Source organism: Kitasatospora sp. NPDC096140 (assembly GCF_040303045.1).
GTDB lineage: Bacteria > Actinomycetota > Actinomycetes > Streptomycetales > Streptomycetaceae > Kitasatospora.
Genome location: NZ_JBEOUW010000009.1, coordinates 190,353 through 200,983, shown reverse-complemented (window position 1 = coordinate 200,983; position 10,631 = coordinate 190,353). Strand labels below are relative to the sequence as shown.

The following is a 10,631-nucleotide window of genomic DNA, read 5'->3' as shown; positions in this document are numbered from 1 at the left end:
GCGTGTTCCGCGCGGTTGGTCTCCCTACCTTTAACGATCGACCTTGTGGGGGGGGGGGGCGCCGCGGCCCCCCCCCCACCCCTCTTCGTTCGTTTCCGATGCCGTTCCGGATCGATTGTGGTCGATCCGGAACGGTCTGGGACCGTCGAGGGGACGCGCGATGACCGACCAGGACTTCCACCCGGGGCTCACCCCCGGACACCTGGGTGCGCCGGTGCTGGAGCCGGAGGGCCGGCCGCCGTCCGCGCCCCGTCCGCGCTTCGATGCGCCGGATCCCCACCGGCGGCGCAACGGCCTGGCCTGCGGGCTCACCGCGCTCGCGCTGGTCGCGGTGTTCGGCGGGGTCGGGCTGACCGGCTACACGTGGTTCCAGGCGCAGCGCAAACCCCCGGCCGCCGCCGACTTCGCCGGACAGGGCACCGGCAGCGTCCAGGTCTCGGTGCCGGAGGGCGCGGGCCTGTCCCAGATCGCGTCCGCCCTCGTCCGCAACGGCGTGGTGGCCAGCTCGCTCGCCTTCACCCGGGCCGCGAAGGGCAGCGCGGCCGCCGCCGGGCGGATCCAGCCCGGGACGTACACGCTGAAGCAGAAGATGTCGGCCGTCGCGGCGCTGGCCATCCTGATCGACCCGGCCAACGCCAACGGCCTGACCATCCCCGAGGGCTGGCGCGGCTACCAGATCTACGCCGCCATCGACAAGAAGCTCGGCCTGCCCGACGGCACCACCCAGCGCACCGCCCAGGAGCAGGGCGCCGAGCTCGGCCTGCCGGACTTCACGAACGGCAGCCCCGAGGGCTACCTGTTCCCGGCGACGTACGCCGTCACCGACGGGACCACCGCGATCGACCTGCTGAAGCAGATGGTGGAGCGGGCCGGCAAGGAGTTCACCAGGGACGACGCCACCGTCGTCGCGCAGAACCTCGGACAGACCGTGTACGGGCTGGTCACCGTGGCCAGCATGGTCCAGGGCGAGGCCGACAACACCGAGGACATGGGCAAGGTGGCCCGGGTGATCTACAACCGGCTGGCCAAGCACATGCCGCTGCAACTGGACTCCACGATCAACTACGCGCTCGGCCGGTCGACCCTGAACACCACGGTGACCGAGACCAAGCTGGACTCCCCGTACAACACCTACCTGCACCCCGGGCTGCCGCCGACGCCGATCTCCAACCCGGGGCGGCAGGCGATCATGGCGGCGCTGGACCCGACGCCGGGGGACTGGCTGTACTTCGTCACCGTGAAGCCCGGGGACACCCGCTTCACCGACAGCTTCGACGTGCAGCAGCGCAACGTGGCGGAGTTCAACGCCAACCGGGCGGCGGCGAAGCCGAGCGCGTCGGCTCCGGCCTCGGCCACCGCCTCCGCCTCGGCATCCGGTTCCGGTGCGGCGCCGGGGGCCTCCTCCGGCCCGGGTGCGGCGACTCCGTAGTGATCTTGTGTGCCGTCCGTGAGGCCGCCCGGTGACGGTGCGTTCGCCCGGGTGGGGGTAAGGCTGCGGTACGGTAACGTCTCCCTCCAGGCGCTGCGCTAGCACGCCGGTTCGAGATTCAGCCGGGACGATGCCGTCCCGGACGGCCGGTCCGATCCGCCGGCCGTCACCGTCGGTTAAGGGGATCAATGACCGATCTCGGTGGGGGCTACGCCCCCCAGGGCGAGCCGTGGCACCCCGGTGATCCCGGGTACGACGGCCGGCAGCCGGTCCCCGGCCAGCAGGACGGCCAGTGGCAGCAGTACCCGCAGCAGGGCCAGCACGGCCAGCCGGGCCAGCAGGTCCAGCAGCCGTACGGGGACGTGCAGCAGGGGTACCCCCAGCAGCAGGCGTTCCAGCAGCCGATGCAGCAGCAGGGCTACCCGCAGCAGCAGATGCCGCCGCAGGCGTTCCAGCAGCAGTTCCAGGGCGGTCAGCAGGGCTTCATGCCGCAGGGGCACGCCCAGCAGGCGTTCCAGCAGATGCAGCAGCAGGGTTACCCGCAGCAGCAGATGCCGATGCAGCAGCAGCCGATGCAGCAGCAGGGCTACCCGCAGCAGGGATTCCCGGGCGCGCAGCAGTCCGGCATGCAGCAGGCGGGCATGCAGCAGGCGGGGATGCAGCAGCCCGTGCAACAGCCCGGCATGCAGCAGCCGGGGATGCAGCAGCCCGGTGCCCAGCAGCAGGCCGTGCCGCCGCAGCAGCAGACCCGGCCGCAGCCGGAGCCCGCGCCCGCTTCGGGCCCCGGACCGGACGGCATCGACTGGGAGGCCGAGGCCGCCGCGCTGGAGTCCGGCGCCCCGGTCGGCGGCGCGCCCGAGAGCGGGACCGACGAGTGGGACGGCGGTGAGGACGGCCACCCCGAGGACGGCGGGTACCTCGACGGGCACGCCGAGGCCGAGGACGGCGGCTTCCTCTCCGAGCAGGACGACTCCCGCGAGGCGAAGAAGAAGCGCAAGGAGAAGGGCAAGAAGTCGGGCCGCCGCAACGGCAGCGCCTGCCTGCTGGTCGCGGTGGTGCTGCTCGGCGCCGTCGGCGGCGCCGGCTGGTGGGGCTACGGCTTCTACCAGGACCACTTCGGCCCGGCGCCGGACTTCGCCGGCGAGGGCACCGGCTCCGTCCAGTTCGAGGTCAAGAAGGACGCGGTCGCCGGACAGATCGGCCTGGCGCTGAAGAACGCCGGCGTGGTCAAGAGCGTCGACGCCTTCTCCGACGCCTGCAAGGCCGAGCCCAAGTGCACCACCGTCCAGCCGGGCTTCTACGTCCTGAAGAAGGAGATGCCGGCCGCCGCCGCGCTCAAGGAACTGCTCGCGCAGGCGGGCGGCGCGGCGATCGTGATCCCGGAGGGCAAGAACTCCACCGAGATCTACGCCAAGATCGACGACAAGCTGAAGCTCCAGAAGGGCACCACGGCCGCGGTGGCCCAGGCTCAGGTCAACGACCTCGGCCTGCCGGCCTACGCCCAGGGCAAGATCGAGGGCTTCCTCTGGCCGACCCGCTACAACATCGCCGACGGCATGAAGCCCGAGGACCTGCTCAAGCAGATGGTGAAGACCGCCACCGACAAGTACGCCAACCTGGACTCCCAGGCCGCCTCGGTGGGCCTGAAGACCGGGTACGAGGTGATCATCGAGGCGAGCATCCTCCAGCGCGAGGGCAACAACGTCGACGACTTCGCCAAGATGGCCAAGACCATCCAGAACCGGCTGGCCGCCGGCGGCGAGATCAACCACAAGCTCGGCATGGACACCACGCTGCAGTACTCGTTGGGCCGCAAGGAGCTCAACAAGGGCGACATGGACAACGCGAGCAACCCGTACAACACGTACATCAACCCGGGTCTGCCGCCGACGCCGATCTCCAACCCCGGCGACGACGCGCTCAACGCGGTGCTCCACCCGGCGGACGGCAAGTGGCTGTACTTCATCGCGATGGACCCGCAGCACACCAGGTTCGCCGAGACGAGCAAGGAGCACTACGCCAACGTCAAGGAGTACTGCCAGGCGGCCGGGCAGGGCTTCGACGAGGCCCGCGGCCACTGCACCACCAAGTAGCCGCGGCGGGACAGCAGTTCATGGAGAGGCAGCGTTGACCAGCAAGCACCGGGCGGCCGTCCTCGGCTCGCCGATCGCCCACTCGCTCTCGCCGGACCTGCACCGGGCCGCCTTCGCGGCGCTCGGTCTGGACGGCTGGCACTACGACCGCTTCGAGGTCGACGAGGCCGCGCTGCCCGGCTTCGTCGCCGGGCTGGACGAGGCCGAGTGGGCGGGGCTGTCGCTGACCATGCCGCTGAAGCGGGCGATCATCCCGCTGCTCGACGAGGTCAGCGCGACGGCCCGTTCGGTGGACGCGGTCAACACCGTGGTGTTCACCGCCGACGGGCGGCGCACCGGGGACAACACGGACGTCCCCGGGCTGGTCAACGCGTTGCGCGAGCGCGGGATCACCGAGGTGCCCGGCGCCGCCGTCCTCGGCGCCGGGGCCACCGCCTCGTCGGCGCTGGCCGCGCTCGCCCAGATCTGCACCGGCGAGGTGACGGTCTACGTGCGCAGCGCCGAGCGGGCCAGGGAGATGGCCGAACTGGGCGAGCGGCTGGGCGTGGTCGTCCGCACCGCCGACTGGGAGCGCGGGGCCGAGGCGCTGGCGCAGCCGCTGACCGTCTCCACCACGCCGGTCGGTGCGACGGACGGCTTCGCCGACGCGCTGACGGCGGCCCCGGGCGCGTTGTTCGACGTGCTGTACCACCCGTGGCCGACGGCGCTGGCCGCCGCCTGTGCCGACCGCGGGGCGACCGTCCTGGGCGGGCTGGACCTGCTAGTGCACCAGGCGGTGCTGCAGAGCGAGGCCTTCACCGGGCGGGTTCCCGGGCCGCTGGCGGCGATGCGCGAGGCCGGCGAGAAGGCGCTCGCCGGGCGTTAACGACCTTGGGAGCGATTGAGGTCTGGGTGTGCTGGCCTGACGGTTCGGCTACTGGTTGATCAGCTGGTGCTCTGCCGGGCGAGCACCAGCTCGGTGCTGGTCCGGTGGCGGGTGGCCCTGCGGGCGGAGCGGTCGGAAACGTGTTGGGCGATGGCGAGTGGGTCTCGGCGTAGGTCTCGCGTCGGCCGGTGTACTGCCGGAGTGGTCGCCACTGCTTGAGTTCGGCGTTGGGGTGTTCGACGCGGATCCGGGCCGAGGACTGGCGGTGTCGCTGCTTGCGTCAGGCGTGGTGCTCGCCCAACGGTGCGTCGTCCTTCGTCTTCTTCGGTGGGGCACTGACCTGGACGGGGAACTCGTTGGCCAGGCCCCGGTAGCCTTCGTCGGCCTCGGCCTTCACGGTCGGGTCTCGGCGGAGCTGCTCGGCGATGCCCTCGGCGCGCACGCCGGTCTGGCCGGCCTCCGGCCCGGCAGGACGACACGCTGAAGAGTGTGCGGGCCTGGGCATCGCTGTAGGTGGTGGTCTTGACGGTGTTCTGCTTCCTCTTGCCGGACACGAACGCCCTTCGGCCAGGGCGTCCGGCGCGCGGGCGGCGGACCTGCACCTCGGTGCTGTTGAGCCGCAGGTCCACGTTCTCGGTGTCGGCGTAGGCGAACAGGTCCTCCAGCGTGTGCAGTCGCAGCCCGGGGCGGTCGGGGACGGCGAAGCCTTGCGCAGCCAGTAGCCGTCGCACTTCGCGGATCGCTCCGGAGACGGTGGAGCGGTCCACGCCGTGCGGCTGGGCCAGGGCCGCGTGTGGCGGGCCCAGGCGCAGGTGTATCAGCGTGACCAGCAGCCGGTCGGTGAACACCAGGCGCTGCTCGGGCCCCGTGCCGGTCGCTCGCCGCGGGTCACCGCCGCGTCGCTCGCGCAGCGCCGAGTCCCTGGCTGCTTCCCACTTCGGGGCGAGTTCTTCGAGCAACTCGCCGCAATGTGCGCGAGAGACCTCGGACACGGCAGGATGGGAACAGGCCGCGCGGGCCCAGGTCGGCGTCGCAACTCACCCAACACGTGCGGCCCTTCTCATGTCACGGGCCGACCACGCTAGCTAACGTTCCCAAAGACGTCAGCTGTCGAAGCGTCAGGTGCGTACGCCAATAGGGCGAACAGCAACTCACGTCCGCAGCTGCCAGCTGCAAGGGGGCGCCCCTGCCGCTCAAGCCGGGCCCAGTCAAACTCAACACCAGAGTCGGCCAGGCGAGCTGACGTGTAGTCAACTAGCTATCGACCCAACACCCTTCCCGAAAATAGGTGCTGGCCCAAACGAAGAGACTCTAGCTATGATCACATCAACGGGGATGGTGAATCCAGTCGGGCCCGCCGCACCCTCGCAAACCAAACTGCACCCGTCTTGAATGGGAGGAAAGCGTGCACCTCATACGCAAGGTTGCAACCACTCTCTGCGTCGCGGCACTTACTGCCACCGGTGTCCTGGCCACCTCCAGCACCGCTTTCGCTGGAGGAAACGGCCAGCAGGTCAAGTTCTACGACGGTCGGGGCTGCACTGTCAGTAAGTGCACCCATTCCATCATGATCACCGGGTATGACCAGAACGATCACTATGCCCATGCCTGCGTCAACTCCAACGGCACCATTGGTTTCCCCCTCGCCGGCTGGTGGTGGAAGGGTGCCATGACCGTCGATGAGTACACCGGCTGGAACTGCCAGTCCTCGACTGCCTACCGCTTTACCTTCGCCTCGGTGCCCGCCAACTACGGCAGCGACTGGTGGGACGTCTGGAACACAAGCAGCAACACGGGCTACTACTAGCCTCGATCTTGCATGATGGCCCGTCAGCTTGGCTGGCGGGCCGCTTTTGCTGATCTGGCCTGGGTGTTCATTTGTGCGGGGGTGGAGATGGCCTGGCTGCCGCGTCGGGCGGGCGCCAGCTTCCGCGGCTCCGGGGGTGGCTTGCTCGTTGGGATAGAGAACCGCTGCTGGTCAGCCGGGATTAGGCAGGGCTTGGAGGTGTTTGAACGCGGCCGTGATCACGTCGGTCCAGGGTCAGTACCGGGCGAGGCGGAGTACGCGGCGGGCGGTGGTGACCAGCTGAGCGACGGGGAAGAACAGCCGCAGTCGCAGGCGCTTGGGTTTCCAGCGACGCGCGGTCCCAGTAAGGGGGAGCATGGACATCCAGGCCAGCAGGTCGAGCGTGGGCTGGACGATCTCCAGCCAGACCTGATTCTGCGCCGCCGTGTCGCAGAGAGAGGTTGCGCAGGCCGGTGTCACGGGCGGCGCGGATGCGGTCCTCGGCACGGGCGCGTTGGCGGTGCCGCAGCTCCAGCTTGGCGATCGGGGTGCCGGTGGTGTTGGTGGCGAAGCAGGTCAGGCGCATGCCGTCGGCGTCGGTGAAGCGCTACTGCGCTCCGGGGTGCGGCCGTTCTTTGCGGACGATCAGCCGTATCCCCTTTGGCCAGCCCTTGAAGACATCGCCGGAGAGTTCGGCGACCCAGGCGCCGTCGCGGACCTTGCCGCCGAGCTCGGCGGCCGGCGTTCAGGCCGAGGCCGGGATAAGGAGCACGGCCTGGTGGATCGCGACGGTGATGGTCATTTCGACCGAGTAAGACAGCCATCGGCCGCGCGCGGTGAGCCAGTTGAGGAACTTGTTGGTGTCGCCGCCGGAATCGGTGCGGATCAGCGTGCACCGTCCCACGCCGGTAGTTCCTCGGCAGCTGGGTCAGGGCCATGCCGGCGGCCGCGATGTGCTCGGCGGCGGTGTTGCTGCCTGCGCTGCCCGGCCGTAGCAGTCCGGCGACCAGTTCCCCTGACCCCTCGCAGCCATGGTCGACGAACGCCACCAGCGGGTGGTGTCCGAAGGTCTTCTTCCAGGTCTTGGCGGCGTGCTCCTTCTCCGAGTGCGCCAGGAGCAGCACGCCATCGAGGTCCACGATCACCTCGCCGCCCGCGTTCGGGGCCGCGTTGCCTGCCAACTTCCATACCCGCTCACGGATTTCAGTCCGCGCCCTTCGGATCGTCGCAAGGGCACGAGGCCCGGCAGCAGCGAGGCTGTCGACCAGGCGGGAGACGGTCGGATCGGAGGCCACCGGCCTGAACACGGCGGGCTCGGCCCGCAACATTGCGACATCGGCCGGGCAGTCATTGTCCAGGGCCGAGGCGAGCACGGTATTAAAGAGGATCTTGCCGGGCTGGTGCTCGCTCGGCAGAACGCCTGCGGTTCAACCACCAGCTGGACCGCCAGGCCAGCACGCCCAGACCTCAACCACTCCCATGGTCGTAAGGGACGTTTCGAGCGGGCGTGCCCCGGCGAGCTCGTTTCGTTGGGTGACCGGTTGCCGTCCGTCACGCGGACTGTGCCTCCGGGTGCCGCCGGGGCATGAAAGGATTCGGACAGAAGGCACGCTCGGTCGGGCCCCGGCGGTGCCGTGGGCCGGTCCGCTGATGAAGGAGCTCCGTTGGGTACGTTGCGCTGGCTGACGGCGGGGGAGTCGCACGGCCCCGCACTCGTCGCGACGCTGGAAGGCCTGCCCGCCGGTGTACCGGTCACCACCGCCGTGGTGGCCGACGCGCTGGCGCGCCGTCGGCTCGGTTACGGCCGCGGGGCGCGGATGAAGTTCGAGCAGGACGAGGTGACCTTCCTCGGCGGCGTCCGGCACGGCCTGAGCATGGGCAGCCCGGTCGCGATCATGGTGGGCAACACCGAGTGGCCGAAGTGGGAGCAGGTCATGTCGGCCGACCCGGTCGACCCCGAGGTGCTGGCGGGCCTGGCCCGCAACGAGGCGCTCACCCGCCCCCGGCCCGGCCACGCCGACCTGGCCGGCATGCAGAAGTACTCGATCGAGGAGGCCCGGCCGATCCTGGAGCGTGCCAGCGCCCGGGAGACGGCCGCCCGGGTCGCGCTGGGCGCCGTCGCCCGCGCGTACCTGCGCGAGGTGGCCGGGATCGAGATCGTCAGCCACGTCGTCGAGCTGGCTGCCGCCAAGGCGCCGGCCGGCGTGGTGCCGCTGCCCTCGGACGAGGCCCGGCTGGACGAGGACCCGGTGCGCTGCCTGGACGCGGACGCCTCGAAGGCGATGGTCGCCGAGATCGACCAGGCCCACAAGGACGGCGACACCCTCGGCGGCGTGGTCGAGGTGCTGGCGTACGGCGTGCCGGTGGGCCTCGGCTCGCACGTGCACTGGGACCGCCGCCTGGACGCGCGGCTGGCCGCCGCGCTGATGGGCATCCAGGCGATCAAGGGCGTCGAGGTCGGCGACGGCTTCGACCTGGCCCGGGTGCCGGGTTCCAAGGCGCACGACGAGATCGTCCCGACCCCCGAGGGCGTCAAGCGCACCTCCGGCCGCTCTGGCGGCACCGAGGGCGGCCTGTCCACCGGCGAGGTGCTGCGGGTGCGTGCCGCGATGAAGCCGATCGCCACCGTGCCGCGGGCGCTGCAGACCCTGGACGTGCGAACCGGGGAACCGGCCAAGGCGCACCACCAGCGCTCGGACGTCTGCGCGGTGCCCGCCGCGGGCATCGTCGCCGAGGCGATGGTCGCGCTGGTGCTGGCCGACGCGGTCAACGAGAAGTTCGGCGGCGACCACGTCAGCGAGACCCGCCGCAACGTGCAGGGCTACCTCGACCACCTGATCATCCGATGACCGAGCCCGTCGTGGTGCTGGTCGGTCCGCCCGGCAGTGGCAAGTCCACCGTCGGGCGGGCCCTGGCCGAGCGCCTGGGCGTCGGCTTCCGGGACACCGACGCCGACATCGAGGCGACGGCCGGCAAGCCGATCCCGGAGATCTTCATCGACGAGGGCGAGCCGCACTTCCGCGCCCTGGAGGCGGCCGCCGTGCGCGAGGCCGCCACCGGACACGACGGGGTACTGGCGCTCGGCGGCGGCGCGGTGATGGCCGACGCCACCCGCGAGCTGCTGCGCGAGCTGCCGGTGGTGTTCTTGGAGGTCCCGCTCGCCGACGCGGTCAAGCGGGTCGGCCTGGACGCCCCGCGCCCGCTGCTGGCCGTCAACCCGCGGGCCCGCTGGCGCGAGCTGATGGAGGCCCGCCGCCCCCTCTACCTGGAGGTGGCCACCGCCGTCGTCGACACCGCCGGGCGCACCCCCGAGCAGGTCGCGGACGCCGTACTGGAAGCACTGGAGCTGAAGACCCCCCATGACTGACACCACCGTCAGGATCCACGTCGGCGGCAGCGCCGGCCACGACCCGTACGACGTGCTGATCGGGCACCAGTTGCTCGGTGAGCTGGCACCGCTTATCGGCACCCGCGCCAAGCGGGTCGCCCTCATCCACCCGGAGGCGCTGGCCGCCACCGCCGACGCGATCCGCGAGGACCTGCTCGGCGAGGGCTACGAGGCGATCGCGCTGCAGGTGCCGAACGCCGAGGACGCCAAGAGCGTCGAGGTCGCCGCGTACTGCTGGTCGGTGCTCGGGCAGACCGGGTTCACCCGCAGCGACGTCGTCGTCGGCCTCGGCGGCGGCGCGACCACCGACCTGGCCGGCTTCGTCGCCGCGACCTGGCTGCGCGGGGTGCGCTGGATCTCCATGCCCACCACGCTGCTCGGCATGGTCGACGCGGCCGTCGGCGGCAAGACCGGCATCAACATCGCCGAGGGCAAGAACATGGTCGGCGCCTTCCACCCGCCGGTGGGCGTGCTGGCCGACCTCGGCACCCTGGAGACCGTGCCCAAGCACGACTACGTCTCCGGCCTCGCCGAGGTCATCAAGTGCGGCTTCATCGCCGACCCGGCGATCCTCGACCTGATCGAGGCCGACCCCGAGGGCGCCAAGACCCCGGCCGGCCCGCACACCGTCGAGCTGATCCGCCGGGCCATCCAGGTCAAGGCCGACGTGGTCTCCGGGGACCTCAAGGAATCCGGACAGCGCGAGATCCTCAACTACGGCCACACCCTCGGCCATGCCATCGAGCGCAACGAGCGGTACAAGTGGCGGCACGGCGCCGCGATTTCCATCGGCATGGTCTTCGCCGCCGAACTCGGCCGCCTGGCGGGCCGGTTGGACGACGCGACCGCCGACCGGCACCGTACCGTGCTGGCCTCGGTCGGCCTGCCGCTGAGCTACCGCGCGGACGCCTGGCCGAAGCTGCTGGACGCGATGAAGATCGACAAGAAGTCGCGCGGCGACCTGATCCGCTTCATCGTCCTGGACGGCCTGGGCAAGACCTCGGTGCTGGAGGGCCCCGACCCGTCCCTGCTGGTCGCCGCCTACGCGGAGGTCGCGGCGTGACCAGGGT

The 10,631-nt window shown here is 70.8% G+C and carries 8 protein-coding genes and 2 pseudogenes; 7 read left to right on the top strand and 3 right to left on the bottom strand.

The features are described from left to right. The first annotated feature begins 160 nt into the window (after nucleotides 1-160). The 3 genes from mltG (ABT048_RS12080) to ABT048_RS12070 all read left to right on the top strand — a co-directional run bounded on the left by mltG (ABT048_RS12080) (nucleotide 161) and on the right by ABT048_RS12070 (nucleotide 4,387). Nucleotides 161-1,429 carry an endolytic transglycosylase MltG gene (gene mltG, locus ABT048_RS12080; protein WP_350521249.1) on the top strand — a complete coding sequence of 423 codons (1,269 nt, stop codon included), beginning with the start codon at nucleotides 161-163 and terminating at the stop codon, nucleotides 1,427-1,429. 188 nt (nucleotides 1,430-1,617) lie between these two features. Continuing rightward, nucleotides 1,618-3,522: an endolytic transglycosylase MltG gene (gene mltG / locus ABT048_RS12075; RefSeq protein ID WP_350521248.1), complete on the top strand. Its 1,905-nt coding sequence runs from the start codon at nucleotides 1,618-1,620 to the stop codon at nucleotides 3,520-3,522. Nucleotides 3,523-3,556: 34 nt separating this feature from the next. Next, nucleotides 3,557-4,387, top strand: coding sequence for a shikimate dehydrogenase (locus tag ABT048_RS12070; protein WP_350521247.1), 831 nt, complete (start codon nucleotides 3,557-3,559; stop codon nucleotides 4,385-4,387). Between the two features lie 280 nt (nucleotides 4,388-4,667). Here ABT048_RS12070 and ABT048_RS12065 read toward each other — a convergent pair whose 3' ends face one another. Next, nucleotides 4,668-4,892, bottom strand: coding sequence for a hypothetical protein (locus ABT048_RS12065; protein ID WP_350521307.1), 225 nt, complete (start codon nucleotides 4,890-4,892; stop codon nucleotides 4,668-4,670). Between the two features lie 211 nt (nucleotides 4,893-5,103). Continuing rightward, a pseudogene (locus ABT048_RS12060) lies at nucleotides 5,104-5,235 on the bottom strand (transposase family protein); the annotation flags it as partial. Between the two features lie 557 nt (nucleotides 5,236-5,792). Here ABT048_RS12060 and ABT048_RS12055 point away from each other — a divergent pair. After that, nucleotides 5,793-6,194, top strand: a complete 402-nt coding sequence (locus ABT048_RS12055; protein ID WP_350521246.1) for a hypothetical protein — start codon at nucleotides 5,793-5,795, stop codon at nucleotides 6,192-6,194. 171 nt (nucleotides 6,195-6,365) lie between these two features. Here the strand turns inward: ABT048_RS12055 and ABT048_RS12050 are convergent. Beyond that, a pseudogene (locus ABT048_RS12050) lies at nucleotides 6,366-7,576 on the bottom strand (IS1380 family transposase); the annotation flags it as partial. Between the two features lie 261 nt (nucleotides 7,577-7,837). Here ABT048_RS12050 and aroC point away from each other — a divergent pair. The 3 genes from aroC to aroB are packed head-to-tail and all read left to right on the top strand — an operon-like array spanning nucleotide 7,838 to nucleotide 10,624. Beyond that, the gene (gene aroC, locus ABT048_RS12045) at nucleotides 7,838-9,022 is read left to right on the top strand and encodes a chorismate synthase (RefSeq protein ID WP_350521245.1); all 1,185 of its coding nucleotides are present in this window, start codon (nucleotides 7,838-7,840) and stop codon (nucleotides 9,020-9,022) included. Further along, on the top strand, nucleotides 9,019-9,540 hold the full coding sequence (locus ABT048_RS12040; protein ID WP_350521244.1) for a shikimate kinase: 522 nt from the start codon (nucleotides 9,019-9,021) through the stop codon (nucleotides 9,538-9,540). The genes aroC and ABT048_RS12040 overlap by 4 nt, the downstream gene beginning before the upstream one ends. Next, complete coding sequence (gene aroB / locus ABT048_RS12035; RefSeq protein WP_350521243.1) at nucleotides 9,533-10,624, top strand: 3-dehydroquinate synthase; 1,092 nt, start codon at nucleotides 9,533-9,535, stop codon at nucleotides 10,622-10,624. The genes ABT048_RS12040 and aroB overlap by 8 nt, the downstream gene beginning before the upstream one ends. Nucleotides 10,625-10,631 lie beyond the last annotated feature (7 nt).

Excerpts from the sequence above, each read along its gene's own strand:
- mltG (WP_350521249.1), top strand. The coding sequence starts at position 161 with ATGACCGACCAGGACTTCCACCCGGGGCTCACCCCCGGACACCTGGGT.
- mltG (WP_350521248.1), top strand. The coding sequence starts at position 1,618 with ATGACCGATCTCGGTGGGGGCTACGCCCCCCAGGGCGAGCCGTGGCAC.
- aroB (WP_350521243.1), top strand. The coding sequence starts at position 9,533 with ATGACTGACACCACCGTCAGGATCCACGTCGGCGGCAGCGCCGGCCAC.
- ABT048_RS12040 (WP_350521244.1), top strand. The coding sequence starts at position 9,019 with ATGACCGAGCCCGTCGTGGTGCTGGTCGGTCCGCCCGGCAGTGGCAAG.
- ABT048_RS12065 (WP_350521307.1), bottom strand. The coding sequence starts at position 4,892 with ATGCCCAGGCCCGCACACTCTTCAGCGTGTCGTCCTGCCGGGCCGGAG.